Source organism: Streptomyces sp. NPDC091387, assembly GCF_044756945.1.
Lineage (GTDB): Bacteria > Actinomycetota > Actinomycetes > Streptomycetales > Streptomycetaceae > Streptomyces.
The window spans coordinates 888753-906977 of the sequence record NZ_JBIVTZ010000001.1; the positions used below are offsets into that span (position 1 = coordinate 888753).

Below are 18225 nucleotides of genomic sequence, written 5' to 3' on the forward strand. Positions count from 1 at the left end.
CGGAACAAGAGGCACCTAAACACGATCGGCCGCCGCCCGCTAGAGGGCGACGGCCGATCATGCTCTGACCTGCGGTGATACCGAATTACTTGTGCGAGGCGCCAACCTGGACGGTCATCGTGGAGCCGCTGAGCGGCTCGCTGATGATCGAAATCCTGGTGTTGGTGTCAGCGACCTGCACGCTTCCGGTCTTGTTCTCCTTGTACCAGTAGGTTCCCTTGTGGTCGTCGAAGACCGGCACGCCGAGCTGCGGCTTGATCTTCGTGGCCACGTCACCGAGGTGGAGCGTGAATCCGTCGGTGGGGTACCAGCTGAACGGGGCGTCGAAGGGCTGGATCTTGTTGCGGATGACGGTGCCGTCAGACCACTTCAGCGGCTTGGCGTGCGCGTCGACCGGCAGGATCAGGCCCTGGCCCGGGTGGACCGAGACGTTGTTGTCCTTCTGGGAGGTGTCCCAGAGCCAGACGAGCAGACCGTTCTGGTACGGGAAGTGCTCGACCCAGTCCGGACGGGTTTTGGAGAACCCGAAGTTGTACGGGCCGACCTTGAGGGTCTTGTCGTAGCTGACGTACTGGCGGTTCTCCGCGAGGTAGTACTGCGGGTAGTCCTTGGTGAACGACTTGCCGACCCGCGAGAAGCCCTTGGCGGTCCAGCCGTTGTCGTCACCCTCGGCGTTGTCCGTGAAGAGCGCGGCACCGTCCGCGTTGACCGCGATGGTGTCGGCCGCGAAGCCGATGCCGCCCGCGCCGCCGTCGGTGGCGTAGCGGAAGCGGATGTCGATCTTCTTGCCCGCGTAGGCGTCCAGCGGGAACGAGAGCTTCTGGTACTTGCCGGAGACGTCGGTCAGGGCCGGCTTGTCACTGGCGTCGCGCGGGATCGCCTTGCCGTCGGCGGTGCCGTCGAGCGCGGTCCAGCTGGTGCCGCCGTTCTCGGAGACCTCGGTGTACAGGTAGTCGTAGTCCTTCTCGATGTCCCACCAGCCGGCGAGGTCGAGGGAGGCCTTGGACTTGCCGGTGAGGTCGACCGGGCGGGACAGGGTGTTGCTGAGGTTGTCACCCATGTCGCTCCACCACTGCTTGGTGCCCTCCGCGGGCTCCGTGACGGCGGTGGTGACGGCCTTGTCGGGCAGCGTGACGACGAGCGCCTGCTTGTCCTTGGTGTTGTACTCGGAGACGCCCAGCTTGTGGGTCGACTTCGTCGCGGCCTTGGCCTCGGCGTAGTTGAGCCAGCCCAGCTGGAGCTTGTCCCAGGCGGTCATGTCGCCGGGCAGGTCACCGATGCTGTTCTTACCGGTGCCGAGCCAGGAACCCGCCGACATCAGGGACCAGAAACCGACCGAGTTCTCGGCGGTGTTGGTGGTGTCGTAGAGGTCCGGCAGACCGAGGTCGTGGCCGTACTCGTGGGCGAAGACGCCCAGGCCGCCGTTCTCGGGCTGCGCGGTGTAGTCGCCGACCCAGATGCCGGTGTCACCGATCTGGGTGCCGCCGGCCTTGTTCTGGGCCGGTCCGGTCGCGCCGGCGTCCGTGCCGTAGGCGTACCAGCGGTGCGCCCAGATGGCGTTGGTGCCCTCGACGCCGCCGCCTGCCGACTCGTCCTCGCCGGCGTGCACGACCTGGAAGTGGTCGATGTAGCCGTCCGGCTCGTTGAAGTCGCCGTCGTTGTCGTAGTCGTAGCGGTCCCACTGGTCGTACTGGGCGAGATCGGTCTTGATCTGCGCGGGCGTACGGCCCTTGGCCTTCTGGTCGGCGGCCCAGGCGTTCACGCCGTCCTTGACCATGTCCCAGGCGTTGGCGCAGTTGGTCGAGCCGCAGTAGTTGGAACCGTAGCGCGCCTCGTTGTACGGGACCTTGACCCAGTCGGAGACCTCGCCGTCCACCGAGTAGCGCCCGGAGGACGTCTTCTCGTAGTACGTCTTGAGCGAGTCCTTGCCGGCGCCCGTGCCGAAGTACAGGTCCTGGAAGTGGGCCTGGTTGTAATCGGCCTGCCAGGCGGTGCTGTTGTCCTTCTTCGGGTCCGGCTTGGCTATCTTGTTGTGCGCCGGTCCGGGCGTGCCGCCGTACTTCGGGACGGGGGGCTTGGGGCCCTCGCCGTCCGGGTCGTACGTGGTCGTGCTGTCGACCTTGTCGCCGAACTCCACCAGGATGGTGAAGATCTTGTCGGTCTTCTCACGGCCGAGCTCGACGTACTTCTTGTCGTCCAGCTTGACGACATTGGAGCCGCCGCGCGCGGAGACCTTCTTGTCGCCGGATATGACCTGTTCCATGGCGGCCTGACGCTGAGCGTCCTGCTGCTTGCTGAACGGGCCCTCCAGGTTGTGCGCGTTGCCCTCGTTCGACCCCGGGTCCCGGCGGTCGACAGCGGAGGCAGCGGTGCCTGACGCCTTGTCATCGGCCTGGGCGGTGGCGAAGGCGGATGCGGTGGCGGCGGTCGCGGCCATGGCCACGACAACCGCTCCGGTGCGAAGCGCCCGTCTCTTAATGATCACGTGATGCAGTCCTCCCCGGCGCCCGCGACTGCGGCCTGGGGGTGTGGAAGGGCCGCGCGCGGAAACGCGTCACAAGTGACGACATTCGACCGGAGTTACGTGAGAAAAGACAGACCTTGACTTGAACAGACCAAGTGCACTATGCAGGAGCATCTTTCCGCTATCCGGACGACCGCACCCCACCCAACCGGCGCGCCGAAGGGGTTCTTTGGCGCGGAGAATGACTCCGTGCGCCCCCCGTGCACCGGCACTGTGGGTTAGCTCATGCTTACTACCCGTTCCACGAGGGCATCCACCGTCGTAGAGTCGCTTGACAGTGCGACCCGTGTTGAGAGACCGCCCATCCGACGCCCCGAGGACGGATAACGCCATGCCGCGTCCTACTGCCGCACAGTTCTCCTACGGTTCGGTCACCGTCGTCTTCTCGACCCTCGCCATGCTGCTGCTGTCCCAGACGAGTTCGGGCCTCGGCATCGCCGCGGTCTGTACGGCCGCGCTCGCGCTCGGCCTGCTGGTGGCCGTCACCGTGCCCGCACCGGCGCGCCGGAGGACGGCGACGGGGGCCGCGGTGTCCACACCCCAGGAGACCCGCCCCGCCACCGAGCCCGAGGGAAGCCCTCGGGGCCACGTGCAGCGCACGATCCCGGCCGCGCGCACCTCCGCGCGAGCGGGCGAGCACTCACTGCGCCGCTGACGGCCGACGCGACCGGCGGAGCCGGGAGAGTGCCGACACGCCCTCCCGGCCGGACCAGGTCTGCCCCGGCCCGAGCGAACCGCTCCGCGCCTCGCTCAGACCCTGCTCCGGTCGGCGGTCGTCACCACCACCGTCTTGGCCGCCTTGTCCTGCAGGCCCTGCCGGTACGGCTTGTCCGTGAACATCAGCACGATGTTGATCAGCCACCACAGGCACGGGCAGCACAGCAGCGCCGGCAGCCACAGCACCACGGCCCGCAGGAACGAACTCCCGGTGTCCGGCACACTGCCGTCGTTGAGCATCGCGACCCGCAGCTTCAGCAGCCGCTTGCCGGGCGTGCGGCCGTCCTTGTGCGTGAAGTACGTGTCGTACCCGACGTAGATCACCAGGCCGATCAGCGACCAGAGCAGCTGGTGGCCGCTGTACGTCTGGGCGAAGAGGTCGCCGACGCCGTCGTTGCCGTTGTTGTCGTTCGAGACCTCCACCGCGCCGCCCCAGGGCAGCGAGATCAGGTACAGCGGGATCGAGATGATCAGGAAGTCGATCAGCCGGGCCAGGATGCGCTTGCCGGGCTCGGCGAGCGGCGGCATGCCCGCCAGCGGATCCGCCGCACCGAAGTGGCCTCCGCCGTAGGGGCCGGGGTCGTACGGCGGGGGCGGCGGCGCACTTCCGTAGGGCGAACCCGATGACGGCGGCTGGGGCTCGTGCGGCTTCTTGAGGAACGGGTCGTCCTCTGGCGGCTGACCGGACGTCGGCTGATCGTTGCTCATGGGGGCAGTGCACCCCGCCGCACCGGCGCGCGCAAGGGCTGAGGTGCTTTCGGGGGAACGGAAACCGTCCGACGGCCCCTCACCCGATGAGCCGTCAGCCGTGCGGGTCTCCCCGGCGGCCGCGAGCGCACCGCCCTCCTCCGCCGGCCGAGGAAGTACGTCCCGCTCAGCCGGCCACGAAGGTGCGGGCCGCCTTGTCGTGCCAGCACTGGCGCCACGGCTTGTCGATCAGGCACCACAGCACGTTGACCACGCCGATCGCCAGGACGCCCAGCACGCCGTAGACCAGCCAGCGGCGCAGGGCGGCGCCGAAGGCGGGCGCCGAGCCGGACTCGATGTCCCGTACATCGAGTCCGCAGAGCTTCTTGCCGAGCGTACGGCCCCACTTCGCGGTCGGCAGCGCCTCCAGGAGGACGCCCAGCACCAGGAAAGCGGCGAGGACCCCGGCGGCCAGGCCGGCCGTGGTGGAGTCCAGCAGCCAGACGGTGACCGTCTCGCCGGACAGCCTGGCCGCGTCGATCTTCTCGTTGAGGTGGTCCGTGGCCCGCGTCGCGAGGGGGAGGGCGACGGCGCCGACGAGCGCGGCCAGCACCGCGGTGTCGATGAGCCGGGCGGCGAACCGCTTGCCGAGCGCGGCCGGCCGGGCTGCCGCCCGGTCCGCCGCGAGCTGCTGGAAGTGGTCGGTGACCGGGGGCTTCCAGGGCACGACGGGCTGGTCGGGCCGGGCTCCCTGGGACTGCTGCGGCCCTTGGGGCTGGTGAGGGGCCTGGGACTGCTGGGGTGCCCGGGACTGCTGGGGGAACGCGGCCTGTTGCTGCCGCGCGGGCGCCTGCGGCAGGGCGGGCTGTTCGGGCCTGGCCTGCTGCGGGGGCTGCTGGGCCTGCTGGGCCTGCTGGGCCCAGGAGGTGCCGCCGCCGGGGCCGCGCGTGTGCGGGCCGTTGAGCCGGGCCGGGTCCTGGGTGGCCGGATCCTGTCGCGCGGGGCCCGGAGCGGGCGCGGAGGCCCGGGACGGGGCCGGCGCGGCGGGCGCGGAGGCCTGCGGGGCCGACGCGGAGACGGCGGGCCCGATCGCGCGGATCGACAGGGTGCCGTCGGCGGACGGCTGTTCGGCGGGCCGCTGTTCCGCGTCGCGCGGGGCGGGCGGCCGGCGGCCGGGCCCCAGGGCGCGGATCGAGACCGTGCCGTCGGCGGGCGGACGCCCCGCGTCGCGGTCGCCGCCGGAGCGGTCGGGGCGGGCGGCCCGGATGGCGACGGTGTTCTCGGCCCCGTCGCCACCGCCGTCCCTCATGCCCGGCACCGGACCGCGGTCCGGGTCCGGCCGCACGGGCCGGCGCGGGTCCGCGGGAACGAGGTCGGCGCCGGGGCGGACGGCCGGCAGACGGTCGCCGGAGGCGCGGACCGCCGGGGAGCGGTCCGCGGGCGTACCGGCTGCCGGGGAACTGGCCGCGGGCGTACGCGGGTCAGGGCTCGGCGCCGGCGGTTCGCCCTGGTGCGCGGGCTGTCCGCCGCCCCAGGAGACCCGGCGGTCGCGCTCGCCGCCGAAGCCGTTCTGCCGGGAGACGTCGGCCTGCCAGGCGTGCGACGGTCCGGGGCGGCCGCCGCCCTGCGGCTCCTCGTCGAAGAACATCGGACCGGTCTCGTCCACCGGGGCCGGTTCGGGCCGTCGCGGTTCGGCCGGCTCCGGGGCGGGCGCCGACGGCATCGCCTCGCCTCTCTGCGGGGCGGGCCTGCTCGTACCGGGGACCCACGAAGCGCCGTTCCAGTACCGGACGTAGCCGGGAATGGACGGGTCGGGGTAGTACCCCTCGCGGGGGCGTTCGTCACCGGGTGCCGGGGTTGGGGCGCTCATCACCGTGGTCCCGTATCTCTTCGAGGCCTTGGACCGACCGGCGATGGGGGGCGGGCGGTCCCAATACAAGGGTCCACATCTATCAGACACCCGCGTACCCCCGGGCCGGTCCGGGGGTTTGGGCCACTTTCCGGTCACGCCAAACTTTTTTCCCCGAAGTCGCGTAATGGATGACGGGGAGGGCGCTCTCTCCCTGTGAAGGCCGGTCGTGCGACCGGCTCACAGGCATCGAAAGGACGCCTCATGCACACCGTGGTGGAACGCGAACTGGAGCTCAAGCTGGTCCTGTCGCCCGAGCGCAGCATCCCTGTGCCGGCCCGGCTGACGTATCGCACCCAGGACCCGTACGCCGTGCACATCACCTTCCACATCGGCTCGGACACCCCCGTGTACTGGACGTTCGCCCGCGATCTGCTGGTGGAGGGCGTGTTCCGGCCGTGCGGGCACGGGGACGTGCGGATCTGGCCCACCAAGGTCGACGGGCGCGGCATCATCTGCGTGGCGCTGACCTCGCCCGACGGCAACGCCCTGCTGGAGGTGCCGTCCGCCGCGGTGGCCGCCTGGATGGAGCGGACGCTGCGGGTGGTTCCGCCGGGCACGGAGTCCGAGCGGCTCGGCATCGACGAGGGCCTCGCCGAGCTGCTGGCGCCGCTGCCGGCCGACGACCTGTGGATGAGCGATCCCTGGCCGTCGGACGAGTCGCAGGACGGGGAGCAGTGAGCGAGCGCGGCGGTGAACGCGGTGGCGCGCGGAGGCGGCGTCGCGTGTGGGGAGTCCAGGAGGGCCCGCCGCGGTCAGAACACCTTGCCCGGGTTGAGCAGCCCCAGCGGGTCGAAGGCCTGCTTGATGCCCCGGTGCAGTTCCACGCTCACCTCGCCGAGTTCGCGGGCCAGCCACTCCTTCTTGAGTACGCCCACGCCGTGTTCGCCGGTGATCGTGCCGCCGAGTTCGAGGCCGAGCGCCATGATCTCGTCGAAGGACTCGCGGGCCCGCCGGGACTCGTCGGCGTCGGTGTGGTCGAAGCAGACGACGGGGTGGGTGTTGCCGTCGCCCGCGTGGGCGCAGACGCCGATGGTGAGGTCGTACTTCTCCGCGACGGCCGCGGTGCCCTCCAGCATGGCGCCGAGCTTGGAGCGCGGTACGCACACGTCGTCGATCATCGTGGCGGACTTGACGGTCTCCAGGGCGGTGAGCGACATCCGCCGGGCCTGGAGCAGCAGCTCGGACTCGGCCGCGTCCTCGGCCGGGACGACCTCGGTGGCGCCCGCGGCCGTGCACAGCTCGGCGACGGCGGCGAGATCGGCTGCGGGGTCCGGCGTGTCGAAGGCGGCGAGCAGGAGTGCCTCGGTGGAGTCGGGGAGGCCCATGTTCGCCATCCTGTTGACGGCACGGACTGTCGTACGGTCCATCAGTTCGAGGAGTGACGGGGTGTGACCCCGCTCCATGATCGCGCAGACCGCGTCGCAGGCAGTGGCCGCGCTGGGGAACTCGGCGGCCAGGGCGAGCTGCCGGGGCGGCTTCGGCTTGAGCGCGAGCACGGCCTTGACGACGATCCCGAGGCTGCCCTCGGAGCCGACGAGGAGCCGGGTGAGGTCGTAGCCGGCGACGCCCTTCGCGGTGCGGCGGCCGGTGCTGAGGAGGCGCCCGTCCGCGAGGACGACGTCGAGGCCGAGGACGTATTCGGCGGTGACCCCGTACTTGACGCAGCACAGGCCGCCGGAGGCGGTCCCGATGTTGCCGCCGATGGTGCACATCTCCCAGCTGGAGGGGTCCGGCGGGTAGTACAGCCCGTGCTCGTCGACCGCGCGGGACAGCACCGCGTTGATGACGCCCGGTTCCACCACGGCGATCCGGTCGACGGGGCTGATCTCCAGGATGCGGTCCATCTTGATCAGGGAGAGCACGATGCAGCCGTCGGAGGCGTTGGCGGCGCCCGACAGACCCGTGCGGGCGCCCTGCGGGACGACCGGGACGCGCAGTGCCGTGGCGGTGCGCATGATGTGCTGGACCTGTTCGACGGTGCGGGGGAGTGCGACGACGGCCGGGGCGCCCGCGTCGCAGAAGCTCGCCATGTCGTTGGCGTAGGAGGCGGTGATGTCCGGGTCGGTGATCAGGGCCTCGGCCGGGAGCCCCGCACGCAGTAGTTCGCGAAGATCGTCCATGATCCAAGACTGGCACCCGGGCCCATTGGTGTGAACCCGTATGCGCCAGCCATCCCAAGACGCGGTGCGATCTTCATACTGACGCAGAGTGATCGGCATGGACGTCACTCCGCAGCAGACCCCGGCGGCCCCCGGGCCGGACCACTCCCCCGACACCGACTACGCCCCGCCCTGCGAATCCCCTCCGCGCCTGCCGCCGGACCCCGCCTCCCTGGCCGAGCCGCCGCCCGCCTCGCTGCGCACGTCCCTGCGCCGGGCCGCGTTCGGTGTGGTGGCGGGTGCGGTACTGGTGACGGGTGCGGTGGTCGCCGTGCCCGACGAGGACAAGGACGCGGCGCCGCCGGTGTCCGGTCCGGTGTCCCGGGCGATGACCGCGACGGCGGCAGGCTCCCCCGCCTCGCTCTCCGATCTGACGGCGCTCATCGGGGACCGGCAGGCGTGGGTGGGCACCCACCCGTCGGACGCGCAGTCGTGGGCGGTGCTGGGCTCCGCGTACGTGGAGTGGGGGCGGCGGGCGGCGGACGCGGCGTACTACACCCGGGCCGAGCAGGCGCTGAAGCGGTCGCTGAACGTGCAGCCGGGCGACCGGGGGAACGAGGCGGCCTGGGTCGGCCTCGCCTCGCTCGCCAACGCCCGGCACGACTTCGTGACGGCGAAGAAGTGGGGCGAGACGGTACGGCGCCGGCAGCCGAAGCAGTGGACGGTGTACCCGGAGCTGATCGACGCGTACAACGGCCTCGGCGACCTCAAGTCGTCGACCGCGGCGGTGGAGAAGTACGCGGCGCTGCGGGCGGGCGTCCCGTCGCTGGGCCGGACCGCGGAGATGTACCGCGACCGGGGCTGGCGCGAGGACGCGCTCGCCACCGCCCAGGACGCCGCGAACCGGGCGAAGACACCAGCGGAGAAGGCGGCCTGCCTCTCCCGGCTGGGCGAGCTGGCCTGGGAGCGGGGCGAGCCGGAGGAGGCCGTCGCCCAGTACGGGGCGGCGCTGCGCACCGACCGCGCCCACCACGCCTCCCTCGCCGGCCGGGCCCGTGCGCTGGCGGCCCTCGGCCGCACCGACGAGGCCCAGCGGGACTACCAGGCGGCGCTGGCGAAGTCCCCCCGGCCGGAGTACATGCTGGAGCTGGGCGAGCTGTACGAGTCACTCGGCCTGGACGGCGACTCCGTCAACCAGTACACGCGGCTGCGCAAGGCGCTGTCCCGCGCCGGGACCCAGGGCGTGGACGAGACCCTGCTCCTCGGCCGCTTCGAGGCCGCCCACGGCGACGCGGACGCGGCGGCGGAGCAGCTGCGGGCGGAGTGGGACCGGGGGCACCACAGCGCGGCGGTGGCCGATGCGCTGGGCTGGGCGCTGCACCGCTCGGGCGACTCGGACTCGGCCCTGGAGTACGCGCGGAAGGCGGTCGACTCGGGCGGCCGGAACGCGTCGTACGCGTACCACCTGGGCATGGTCCAGCGCGCGTTGCGCGACTTCGGTCCGGCCCGCCGCAATCTGGAGGAGGCGCTGCGCACCAACCCGCAGTTCTCGCCGCTGGACGCCCCGAGGTCGCAGGAGGCCCTGGACACCATCGGCCTGCCGCCGGCGGGCGGCCCGCAGGACATGCGGCCCGCACCGCCGCCGGCACCCCCACAGGCTCCGGCACCGCCGCGGGCCGACCCTCCGCAGGCACCGGCCCCGTCCCCCACTCCCCGGGAGCAGGGGGCGGCGGGCGCGGCGGGTGCACCGGCGGCAACCGCGTCATCGACGGCTTCCGCGGCCAAGCCGTCCGCCGCGGGGGCCTCGGCCGGCCACTGACGTCCGGGAAGGTCGCCCCGCCCAAGGCGGCGCGGATGGTTCGGCCCTCCCATCCGTCCGCCCGCCTCGCCCCGGCCGCTGAGACCCTCACGGCCCCTATCATCAAATGCATGAACGACACCGTGTACGGTCATTTGCGCAAATTCGCCGCAGAAATCACCGTGCCTCCCGGTCTGGAGTACCCGGAGATCAGCCACGGCGAGATCGTCATGATGATGTCGCCCGTGAAGCGACACGAGCTCGCCGCGCTGCGTCTGCGCAGACAGCTCGACGCCCAACTGCCCGATGGCGTGGTCGCTCACACCGGCGGAGACGTCGAGGAGCAAGTGCTCGGGATTCTGCGACGCCCCGATGTGATCGTGATCCCTGAATCGGTGCTTGAGGAGGGGGACGAGCAGGGCATCGACCCGGCGGACGTTCTCCTTGCCGCCGAGATCGTCTCGCGCTCCAACCCCGAGAACGACTACGTGGGCAAGATGCGCGACTACCCCGCCATGGGCATTCCCCACTATCTGATCGTCGACCCGCGCGCCGGAATCGTCCTGCACCACTGGAAGCCGACCGGCAGCGGAGACGACGCCCGTTACGCCAACACGATGGAGTACGCGTTCGGCGATATCGTCACGGTCGGCGAATGGACCGTCGACACAAGCGTTTTCCTCCGCTACGCGGCGGAAGGCAGCGATTGCCGCAGCGAACGAGAATGACATTGACCATGATGCGCCGCACGTACGCGTCCGGCGCGTCCTTGTCGGCGATGGTGCGCCAGCGACGGCAGGTACGTTCCAGCGTCTCCTGGACCAGATCCTCGGCCGCCTCCCGGCTCCCGGTCAGGACCAGCGCGCCCCAGAACAAGGCGCCCGAGCGGGCGGCGACGAAGGCGTGAAAACCCGTCCCCGGATCCGTGGGCGCCCGCGCCGGGGCCGACCGGTCAGGCACGTCGGGCCGGGCCGCCTCGGACAGCAGCGCACTTCATTGGGTTGCCAGACCCACAGCACTCCTCCCTTCCTGTCCCCCTCTTGACGGCGAAGGAGCCCGGCCTGCTGCACGGCCTCATAGAGACCTGCGGCACAGGGGTGGCGGAGGGGAGGAACGCTGGCGCAGGCCTGAGGCCACTCGCCGGTACGCCGTGACACACTCCTCCCTCGAACGCAGGGGCCCATCCGTCCCCGCGACTTGGGGATCGGACGACTGTGAGCACGACGAAGTGGGCTGCCATGGCGATAGCGGTCATCGCACTCGGGGTCACCGGCTGCGGCACGAGCGACACCGGCACCGGAGCGGCCGCCGCTTCGGCGCCGGCGGCGCCCCGCCCCAAGGGCACGGGCCCTCTCCCCGAGAAGGTCGTGCGCGCGGACCTCGACTCCTCGGCCGCGAACGCGGGCGTTCCGAACAACGCTCCGGATTTCGCCCGCTCGGCCGAGGAACGGACGGACGACTCGCTGATGTCGTGCGCCGTCGCGTTCAAGGGCTTCGGTACCAAAACTACGCCCGTTGACCTCACCCGATTCGAAAAGCTGGTGAGCGAGCTCCGCGAGCGCGACTGGCGGCCGCCCCGGAAGGACCTCAAAGGCGCGGACGCCGTCGGCGAGACCCGGGTGGTCCTCAAACAGCGCGGCTGGTCCATGGTGGCGTCGCACATGGACATCCAGAAGGGCGTGGTCACCCTGCTGGCCACCGAAGACGCATGCGTGAAAAGGACGGGCATCGACGCGGGTGTGCTCGGCTGACCAGCCGCCCTCATGGCTTGGCGAACGGCGCGTCAGCGGCGGACCTCGTACACCGCGACCGCGCGCAGCAGCCCCACGCGCAGGGCCAGGAACCCGGTGTGCCCCGCACGGACCACGTGCTCGGCGCACCACAGGTGCCGTACGGCAACGTCCTGGCACACGGTGGGTTCCGGGCCCTCGCCGCACGTGGTGCACTCCGTTTCGTGCACCGCCGGGCAGTCGGACGCGTCCTCTACGAGCACCCGGTCCGGCGGCGCCGACGGCTCGGGCGCCGGCACAGTGACCAGGTGATCGGCAGGCACCCGACGAAACGGGCCGATATACGCTCGCGTTCGACTCATTGAGATCGGCCGCGCTGAGCCCCGTGGAGAGCCGTGACCTCATCCACCGGATCAGACTCAAGCTGTAGCCGACAGAAAGAGGTATCCACCATGCTCGCTCCCGAACTCGCCAGTACCACCTGGCGCAAGAGCAGCTACAGCGGCCAAGGCGGCGACTGCATAGAGGTCGCGGGCCTCACCACCCGCACCGCCGTCCGCGACAGCAAGAACCCCACCGGCCCGGCTCTCGTCCTCAGCGACCGGGCCTGGGCCGCCTTCGTCGCGGAGGCCAAGCGGCTCCGCTGAGCGCACGCCGGCCGTGACAACCGCGACGGGCGGGCCGGAAGAATCCGGTCCGCCCGTCTTCGTATCCCGGCATCGCTCAGAGGTTGCCGCGCACCCGGCTCCCGGGCCCGTGCTCGGAGTCAGATGCGCGAGTTGCGCAGCGACTGCCACACGGCGCCGGCCAGTGCCCGCGTCGACCGTGGGACCGACAGATGCTCGTGCTCGCGGTACAAGTTCCAGTTGTACGGGACGAGCGACAGCTTGTTGGAGGACAGCGACCCTGCTTGGTGGGCCCTGTACACCGCAAGCGGCTCGGCAAGGCCCCGGGCGTCAGCGCCGTCCCGCATGATCGACAGCCACAGGGCGTAGTCCTGGCGCTTGCGCATCTCCGGCATCAGCCTCGTGCCCAGGGCTTTGCGGTCGTACATGGCGGTGAGAGCACCGATGTGGTCCTGGATCAGCATCGCGCGGTAGTCCACGTGCGCCCGCGCACGGACCACCCGCCCGTTCGGAACCCAGTCGGTGCTCTCGCCGTCGTAGTCGGCGTCCATCTTGAAGTACGAGGTGAACGTCAAAGGCGCAGTCGCCTCGGCAGCGAAGGCGAGCTGTTTCTCGGTCTTCTCCGGCAGCCACATGTCGTCGCTGTCGAGGAAGGCGATGTAGTCCCCGCGGGCCCGCTCGATCGCGAGGTTGCGGGCCCGGCCTGCACCACCCCGCTCGGGCGCCGACTCCGGCAGGACACGCTTGTCCTGGGCGGCAAACTGGCGGAGCAGGTCCATGGAGCCATCGGAGGACTGGTCGTCGGTGACCAGCAGTTCCAGATCGCTATGGGTCTGTGTGAGCACCGACCGGACCGCTGCGCTCAACGTCGCGGCCGAGTTGTACACGGGCATCACGACAGACACCAGGGGCACAGTGCATCTCCTTGCCGGATCAGGAACGACGGTCCATTCAAGCACCGCAGTCGAGCAGGAGCTGACATGAAGGATGCCGTCGCCGGTGAGGCTATGCAGGCCCCCTTGCTCGTCGGCCCGTCGAGGACGTCGAAGACGGACTCGTATCCGCCGTGTCGTTGTACGCGATGGATGTGACGAGCGGCCGCCGAGCAGAGCATTCTGAGCGGCATGGATTTCCAGCCGATTGAGCGCGCCTCGGGAGCGTTCAAGCAGTCACTGACCGCTCGGGAGATTGGGCAGACCTGTCGCCGTGTCTTCGGGCCAGCGGCCGTGGCTGCCTCGGCAGCCGAGCTGGGCACAGGGATGTACAACAATGTCTACCGCGTGACGCTGGCCGGGCGGGCGGAACCGGTGGTCCTGCGGGTCGCGCCGGAGGAAGGCCGCCAGTTCCGCAGCGAGCGGCACCTGATGCGGAACGAGTACGCCAGCCAGCCCTGGCTCGCGTTGATCGCACCGCTGATGCCGCGGGTGCTCGCCGCGGATTGGTCGCACGAGGTGATCGGCCGGGACTGGATGATTCAGACCTGCCTCGACGGCTTCCAGGCGCCGGAGCAGTTGGGGGCATATCCGCGTACGGCGTGGTCGGCGTTCTTCCGGCGCGGCGCGCCGGCCGTAGGGTCGCGCCGTGATTGAGACGATCGTGTTCGACATCGGCGAGACCCTCGTACGAGATGACCGTTACTGGGCCTCCTGGGCCGGCTGGCTGGGCGTACCCGGACACACCCTTTCCGCACTCGTAGGCGCGGTTGTCAGCCAGGGCTACGACAACGCCGGCGCTCTCCGCCTCCTGAAGCCGGGAATCGACATCGCCGCCGAGTACGCCGCCCGCGAGGCCGCCGGCAAGGGCGAGTTCCTGGACGAGACCGACCTCTACGCAGACGTACGGCCTGGGCTCGCCGCGCTGCGCGAGCTCGGCCTCAGGGTCGTCATCGCGGGCAACCAGACCCTTCGCGCGGGCGAGTTGCTCCAGTCGCTGGACCTGCCCGTGGACCTCATCGCAACGTCCGAGCAGTGGGGCTGCGCCAAACCGTCGAAGGAATTCTTCGCCCGCGTCCTCGACGTGTCCGGCGCCCCCGCAGGGAACACCCTGTACGTCGGCGACCACCCCGCGAACGACGTCTTCCCGGCCAAGGCGGCCGGCCTGCGAACTGCCCACCTGCGGCGTGGCCCCTGGGGGTACTGGTGGGCCGACGACCCTGAGGTGCGCGCGGCGGCAGACTGGTCGATCTCCTCGCTCACCAAGCTCGCAGACCTCGTGACCGAGTGATGCAAACCAACTGCTCCACCTGAGAGTTCAGAGAGGGCAGTCCGTCCGCCAAGCCGGGAATCGACGAGTAGGTTCGCCTTGTGCCGTCCATTTCACCGGCCGCGGTAGGCCGACGCATCGCCTACTACCGCAGGATCGCCCGCCCGAAAATGACGCAGCAGCAACTCGCTGACCGCGCCAACGTCGCCCTCGGCACCATCCGTAAGATCGAGCGTGGAGAACGAGGCGTCACCGACGACACCCTCGACTCCATCGCTGCGGCACTCGGCGTCGACCCGTCGCGCCTCGTCGCGGACCGCGAGCATGTCTCCACCCGCATCCGGGACGCGCTGCCCGCGCTGTCGGCGTCGATCGCGACCTACGACATGCCGGACGACGGACCGGTTCGCTCCCTGGCGGAGCTGCGCACTTCAGTCGCCCGGACGACAGCGTGGCGCCTGTCCGCCCAGTACTTGCAGATCGCCCGCGAAGTACCGGACCTGCTGGCCGAACTCTCCCGCGCCACCGCCTCCGCACCGCTCTTGGAGGCTCAGGAGATGGCAGGACTGCTCGTCACCGCGTACCGCTCAGCTGACGCCGTCGCCTACAAGTACCAGGCCCGGGACTTGTCCGCTCGTTTGGTCGAACTCATGCGATGGACTGCACCTGGCGCTCAGGATCCGCTGCTCGCGGCCGCGGTGGGGTACGTGCGCACCGAGACGTTCTTCGCCGCCCGCGCCCACACGGCCGGGCTTCACGCCCTGGAGCAGGCCATCGACGCCTGCCCACCGGCCTCGGGACCTCCGGCCATCGCTGCCCGCGGGGCACTGCACATGCGGGCTGCCGTCATCGCCGGCCGCGCCTGCCAGGGAGACACCGCTGACAAACACCTCAAGGAAGCCCGCGCTCTCGGCGACCGCGTACGGGAGGGCGTTTACCAGGGCACGGCGTTCGGGCCGGACAGTGTCCGCATTCACGAGGTGTCCGTCGCCGTCAGCCTCGGCGACGGACACGTTCAGCGAGCCTTCGACGTGGCCCGCGAATGGACGCCGCCCGCGACGCTTCCGGCTGAGCGCCGGTCCGGCTTCTGGATCGAACTCGCCCGCGCACAGTTGTGGGGCGGGCGCGGCGACGATGCCTTCGAGTCCCTGAAGGTCGCACGCCGGATCGCCCCGCAGCACACGCGGGAACACCCCTGGGTGCGGGAAGACGCGGCCACCCTGCGGCGCCTGAAGCGCGCGGACTCGGAGACGCTGACGAACTTCGCGGAGTGGTGCCACGCCGACTGATGCGAGGTACCCCTCGTCGGGGTACTTGTGCCGCGTGCAGCAGCCCATGATCTGCCCTGTCGACGAAACGAGCAGATGGGACCAGTCGTGAGCGAGTCGGAAGCCAAGCCCTCCACCGTCATCAACGAGTCGATCAGCCTGGCCCGGTTACACGGCGAGGCGTGTTTCGGCTGCGGGTCCGTGGCTTCGGCGCTGTACGCCGCCGGCACGGTGACTCTGGCCGGGAGGAACCGTGTCTGGCCAATCGTCACCTGCGGCTGCCTGCCTGACGTCACGGCTGCAGCCGGCCTGCCCTGGCTCCCGCCGGACGGCACGGTGTGGACGGTCGGAGCCGGAGAGCACTGGGATGCGGTGCGCGTCCCCTACAGCCTCGGCCGGTCGGCCGTGGAGGCAATGAGCGACGGCTGCGGTGCCGTGATCAGTGACTCCTGGTCCCGGATCCTGTACTTCCTCACCACTGTCGGCACGTCGGACGGCTGGGCCGTCCAGGGCACGGTCCCCTGCGGGGTCACGACGTACGTGACCGTGCCGCCCCTGAACGCCAACAACGGTGGCCTGCACTGGCTGCGGGAACCCACAGCCGAGCGCGTCGTCACCGACCCTGTGAAACTGCGTGCAGCCCTGGTGGCATCGACCGCAGTCATCCTCGGGCCGAGGACGGAGCGGCCCGCATGAGCCCCCGTTCCGTGCTCCGTCTGGCGGACTGGGCGATCACTGTCGACCGCGAGCCCGGCGCGTCGGACCCGGTGCACGAGACCGAATGCACCACGTGCCACGAATCGTCGGAGGCGTCCGAAAACCGGACCTCGCCGGAGGACTGGGCACTGCGCCACACCGGGCGCAACCCGGACCACCGTGGCTATCGCGCGATCACCACGTCTCTCCTCCGTGTCACTCCCGCCCCCGGCAACCCGCTGCGCGAGGAATGCCGATGACGCAGACTCCGAGTTGCGTCACCTGCGGTACAGACCGGGACTTGGCGCCGATCACACGCCGGTTCACGGGCGGCGGGCACGGGTGCCCGGCGCATCTGCGGGGCCTGCGCGGACGAGTGGACAGCGTGCTCGATGACCTGACGTGGCTGCAGGAGACCCGGCCGCAACGGATGCAAGCGCGGCAGCTGTGACTCCTGACCCCGCGCGTACGGCCGGGTTGTGATGTGCGTTCAACACCGACCGCAGCGATCATCGCAAAAGAAGCTACAGCGGCAGCGGAGTACCAGCACCCGGCGCAGGTGCCCCCGGCAACCCGCACGCCCACCGCCGCTACAGGGCCGTGGGCTTCCCGGTCGCCGAGCACACCCACGCGCCCACGATCAAACTCCCCGTCTGGCATCATGACCAGGATCTGAAGCCAGCACCGAGCAGTACGTCCGAGCGGCCGGCAAGGTGGGCGACCACCACAAGGAGCTGCTGACGTGACTGCCCCCTTCGCCGACCCCTCGTTCGCCCGATGCCTGCTCCTCGACGCCCAGGAGGCCGGGATTGCCCGATTCGTCGTCGCCGCGATCATCGCCGACGGAGAACGCGTCCTCCTACTCCGGCGGCCTACCGTTATTGCGCCCGTGGCCAGTCACGACCTCATCCACCGGATCGGAGTCAGGCTGTAGCCGCCAGAAAGAGAGCCATCCACCATGCTCGCTCCCGAACTCGCCAGTACCACCTGGCGCAAGAGCAGCTACAGCGGCCAAGGCGGCGACTGCATAGAGGTCGCGGGCCTCACCACCCGCACCGCCGTCCGCGACAGCAAGAACCCCACCGGCCCGGCTCTCGTCCTCAGCGACCGGGCCTGGGCCGCCTTCGTCGCGGAGGCCAAGCGGCTTCCCTGAGCGCATACGACAACCGCGACGGGCGGGCCGGAAGATCCGGCCCGCCCGTCGTGATTCCCCGTCGTCGTCACCCCTGGCATCGATCAGAGATTTCCACGGCGTTCCTGCTCACGCTCGGGCACGTATCGGCAGAGCTGGTTCGGCGCCCAGCGGCGGCTACGGACGATGCTGGGCGCTTGAACCGGAGGTGGCCGGCCTCGGGAAACACCGCAACGGTGAGCGGCGGCTCCGCGCGTCCTCGGAGTGACCACCCGTCATTCGGGAACGATGCACCAGATGTGCCATTTGGCCGCGCCCCAGCCCTGGACGGAAGCGGTTCCCGGAGGGCAGTCCTGGTAGACCCATTCGCCGCCGGGGACGCAGGTGTCGAACCCCGTGCCGTTCTTCTGCTGGGCCCCGGGGAAGGGGCATTCTTCGTCGTCGGACACGTCGCGCTGCGACGCCGTGGGGACAGGGGTAGCGGCCGTGGCCGCGCCGGTTTGGGTGAACGAGGCGGCGGCGAGCAGGGTCGCGACGGCGAAGGTGCGGAATCGCACGGGTACTCCTTCGGGTGGGCAGAACATGCATGCGGCACACAGCATCCCGGTCCAGAGCGCAGCGACCGCGCCAGTCAGCCCTTCGTGGGCGCGGCGCAGACCGTGGAAACGGCGGGGTGGTACTCGGCGCTCAGGGTTCAGTGCCGGCGGACACCCTCGGTCCGTGAATAACGACAGGCCGCTGACCTGTCGCAGCGAAGATAGTCGGGCCGGATCGTGTTGACCTGCGGGGACTGGATTGGGTGAGACGGCTGCGGGTCGGCCCGGCGGCCGGCAG

Annotated in this window: 21 protein-coding genes; 13 read left to right on the forward strand and 8 right to left on the reverse strand. The window is 70.5% G+C overall.

The features are described 5' to 3' along the window. Window positions 1-85 precede the first annotated feature (85 nt). Window positions 86-2485, reverse strand: a complete 2400-nt coding sequence (locus ACIQM0_RS04145; RefSeq protein ID WP_401283299.1) for an immune inhibitor A domain-containing protein — start codon at window positions 2483-2485, stop codon at window positions 86-88. A gap of 370 nt (window positions 2486-2855) precedes the next feature. Here ACIQM0_RS04145 and ACIQM0_RS04150 point away from each other — a divergent pair, with 370 nt between their 5' ends. Next, a complete protein-coding gene (locus ACIQM0_RS04150; RefSeq protein WP_401283301.1) occupies window positions 2856-3179 on the forward strand; it encodes a hypothetical protein in 324 nt (107 codons plus the stop codon). A gap of 95 nt (window positions 3180-3274) precedes the next feature. Here the strand turns inward: ACIQM0_RS04150 and ACIQM0_RS04155 are convergent, their stop codons facing one another. Then, window positions 3275-3949: an RDD family protein gene (locus ACIQM0_RS04155; protein WP_401283303.1), complete on the reverse strand. Its 675-nt coding sequence runs from the start codon at window positions 3947-3949 to the stop codon at window positions 3275-3277. 166 nt (window positions 3950-4115) lie between these two features. Then, entirely contained in the window at window positions 4116-5798 is a 1683-nt protein-coding gene (locus tag ACIQM0_RS04160) for an RDD family protein (protein WP_401283305.1), read from the reverse strand. A gap of 243 nt (window positions 5799-6041) precedes the next feature. On the opposite strand from ACIQM0_RS04160, the gene ACIQM0_RS04165 reads away from it, so the two are divergent. Next, window positions 6042-6518 carry an SsgA family sporulation/cell division regulator gene (locus ACIQM0_RS04165; RefSeq protein WP_401283307.1) on the forward strand — a complete coding sequence of 159 codons (477 nt, stop codon included), beginning with the start codon at window positions 6042-6044 and terminating at the stop codon, window positions 6516-6518. Window positions 6519-6592: 74 nt separating this feature from the next. Here the strand turns inward: ACIQM0_RS04165 and ACIQM0_RS04170 are convergent, their stop codons facing one another. Next, window positions 6593-7960 (reverse strand): FAD-binding oxidoreductase, encoded by a 1368-nt coding sequence (locus ACIQM0_RS04170; RefSeq protein ID WP_401283309.1) that lies wholly within the window; start codon window positions 7958-7960, stop codon window positions 6593-6595. A gap of 97 nt (window positions 7961-8057) precedes the next feature. Between ACIQM0_RS04170 and ACIQM0_RS04175 the strand changes: the two genes are divergently transcribed. Then, window positions 8058-9758 carry a tetratricopeptide repeat protein gene (locus ACIQM0_RS04175; RefSeq protein ID WP_401283311.1) on the forward strand — a complete coding sequence of 567 codons (1701 nt, stop codon included), beginning with the start codon at window positions 8058-8060 and terminating at the stop codon, window positions 9756-9758. A 110-nt stretch (window positions 9759-9868) separates the two neighbouring features. Continuing rightward, entirely contained in the window at window positions 9869-10465 is a 597-nt protein-coding gene (locus tag ACIQM0_RS04180) for a Uma2 family endonuclease (RefSeq protein WP_401283313.1), read from the forward strand. Here ACIQM0_RS04180 and ACIQM0_RS04185 read toward each other — a convergent pair. Next, window positions 10380-10697: a sigma factor gene (locus tag ACIQM0_RS04185; protein WP_401283315.1), complete on the reverse strand. Its 318-nt coding sequence runs from the start codon at window positions 10695-10697 to the stop codon at window positions 10380-10382. The genes ACIQM0_RS04180 and ACIQM0_RS04185 overlap by 86 nt on opposite strands. Window positions 10698-10951: 254 nt before the next feature. On the opposite strand from ACIQM0_RS04185, the gene ACIQM0_RS04190 reads away from it, so the two are divergent. Next, on the forward strand, window positions 10952-11488 hold the full coding sequence (locus ACIQM0_RS04190) for a hypothetical protein (protein WP_401283317.1): 537 nt from the start codon (window positions 10952-10954) through the stop codon (window positions 11486-11488). A gap of 32 nt (window positions 11489-11520) precedes the next feature. Here ACIQM0_RS04190 and ACIQM0_RS04195 read toward each other — a convergent pair whose 3' ends face one another. Beyond that, on the reverse strand, window positions 11521-11790 hold the full coding sequence (locus ACIQM0_RS04195; protein ID WP_401283319.1) for a hypothetical protein: 270 nt from the start codon (window positions 11788-11790) through the stop codon (window positions 11521-11523). A gap of 129 nt (window positions 11791-11919) precedes the next feature. On the opposite strand from ACIQM0_RS04195, the gene ACIQM0_RS04200 reads away from it, so the two are divergent. Continuing rightward, window positions 11920-12114, forward strand: coding sequence for a DUF397 domain-containing protein (locus tag ACIQM0_RS04200; RefSeq protein WP_401283321.1), 195 nt, complete (start codon window positions 11920-11922; stop codon window positions 12112-12114). Window positions 12115-12233: 119 nt separating this feature from the next. Here the strand turns inward: ACIQM0_RS04200 and ACIQM0_RS04205 are convergent, their stop codons facing one another. Beyond that, on the reverse strand, window positions 12234-13007 hold the full coding sequence (locus ACIQM0_RS04205) for a glycosyltransferase family 2 protein (protein WP_401283323.1): 774 nt from the start codon (window positions 13005-13007) through the stop codon (window positions 12234-12236). A 210-nt stretch (window positions 13008-13217) separates the two neighbouring features. Between ACIQM0_RS04205 and ACIQM0_RS04210 the strand changes: the two genes are divergently transcribed. The 7 genes from ACIQM0_RS04210 (at window position 13218) to ACIQM0_RS04240 (ending at window position 17412) form a co-directional block, all read left to right on the forward strand. Further along, entirely contained in the window at window positions 13218-13682 is a 465-nt protein-coding gene (locus ACIQM0_RS04210) for a phosphotransferase family protein (RefSeq protein ID WP_401283325.1), read from the forward strand. Beyond that, on the forward strand, window positions 13678-14316 hold the full coding sequence (locus tag ACIQM0_RS04215; protein WP_401283418.1) for an HAD family hydrolase: 639 nt from the start codon (window positions 13678-13680) through the stop codon (window positions 14314-14316). Before ACIQM0_RS04210 ends, ACIQM0_RS04215 begins: the two co-directional genes overlap by 5 nt. An 80-nt stretch (window positions 14317-14396) precedes the next feature. Further along, entirely contained in the window at window positions 14397-15584 is a 1188-nt protein-coding gene (locus ACIQM0_RS04220; RefSeq protein ID WP_401283327.1) for a helix-turn-helix domain-containing protein, read from the forward strand. Window positions 15585-15671: 87 nt separating this feature from the next. Further along, the gene (locus ACIQM0_RS04225) at window positions 15672-16259 is read left to right on the forward strand and encodes a hypothetical protein (RefSeq protein ID WP_401283328.1); all 588 of its coding nucleotides are present in this window, start codon (window positions 15672-15674) and stop codon (window positions 16257-16259) included. Beyond that, window positions 16256-16519, forward strand: a complete 264-nt coding sequence (locus tag ACIQM0_RS04230) for a hypothetical protein (protein ID WP_401283330.1) — start codon at window positions 16256-16258, stop codon at window positions 16517-16519. Before ACIQM0_RS04225 ends, ACIQM0_RS04230 begins: the two co-directional genes overlap by 4 nt. Before the next feature lie 482 nt (window positions 16520-17001). Next, window positions 17002-17193, forward strand: coding sequence for a hypothetical protein (locus ACIQM0_RS04235; RefSeq protein ID WP_401283332.1), 192 nt, complete (start codon window positions 17002-17004; stop codon window positions 17191-17193). 24 nt (window positions 17194-17217) lie between these two features. Beyond that, window positions 17218-17412, forward strand: a complete 195-nt coding sequence (locus tag ACIQM0_RS04240) for a DUF397 domain-containing protein (protein ID WP_401283334.1) — start codon at window positions 17218-17220, stop codon at window positions 17410-17412. A gap of 254 nt (window positions 17413-17666) precedes the next feature. Here the strand turns inward: ACIQM0_RS04240 and ACIQM0_RS04245 are convergent, their stop codons facing one another. Next, on the reverse strand, window positions 17667-17948 hold the full coding sequence (locus tag ACIQM0_RS04245) for a hypothetical protein (RefSeq protein ID WP_401283336.1): 282 nt from the start codon (window positions 17946-17948) through the stop codon (window positions 17667-17669). Window positions 17949-18225: the final 277 nt, after the last annotated feature.

Bases quoted from the DNA above. Each gene is read 5' to 3' on its own strand.
- ACIQM0_RS04200 (WP_401283321.1), top strand. From the start codon at position 11,920: ATGCTCGCTCCCGAACTCGCCAGTACCACCTGGCGCAAGAGCAGCTAC.
- ACIQM0_RS04210 (WP_401283325.1), top strand. From the start codon at position 13,218: ATGGATTTCCAGCCGATTGAGCGCGCCTCGGGAGCGTTCAAGCAGTCA.
- ACIQM0_RS04175 (WP_401283311.1), top strand. From the start codon at position 8,058: ATGGACGTCACTCCGCAGCAGACCCCGGCGGCCCCCGGGCCGGACCAC.
- ACIQM0_RS04150 (WP_401283301.1), top strand. From the start codon at position 2,856: ATGCCGCGTCCTACTGCCGCACAGTTCTCCTACGGTTCGGTCACCGTC.
- ACIQM0_RS04160 (WP_401283305.1), bottom strand. From the start codon at position 5,798: ATGAGCGCCCCAACCCCGGCACCCGGTGACGAACGCCCCCGCGAGGGG.
- ACIQM0_RS04180 (WP_401283313.1), top strand. From the start codon at position 9,869: ATGAACGACACCGTGTACGGTCATTTGCGCAAATTCGCCGCAGAAATC.
- ACIQM0_RS04230 (WP_401283330.1), top strand. From the start codon at position 16,256: ATGAGCCCCCGTTCCGTGCTCCGTCTGGCGGACTGGGCGATCACTGTC.
- ACIQM0_RS04165 (WP_401283307.1), top strand. From the start codon at position 6,042: ATGCACACCGTGGTGGAACGCGAACTGGAGCTCAAGCTGGTCCTGTCG.
- ACIQM0_RS04170 (WP_401283309.1), bottom strand. From the start codon at position 7,960: ATGGACGATCTTCGCGAACTACTGCGTGCGGGGCTCCCGGCCGAGGCC.
- ACIQM0_RS04155 (WP_401283303.1), bottom strand. From the start codon at position 3,949: ATGAGCAACGATCAGCCGACGTCCGGTCAGCCGCCAGAGGACGACCCG.
- ACIQM0_RS04240 (WP_401283334.1), top strand. From the start codon at position 17,218: ATGCTCGCTCCCGAACTCGCCAGTACCACCTGGCGCAAGAGCAGCTAC.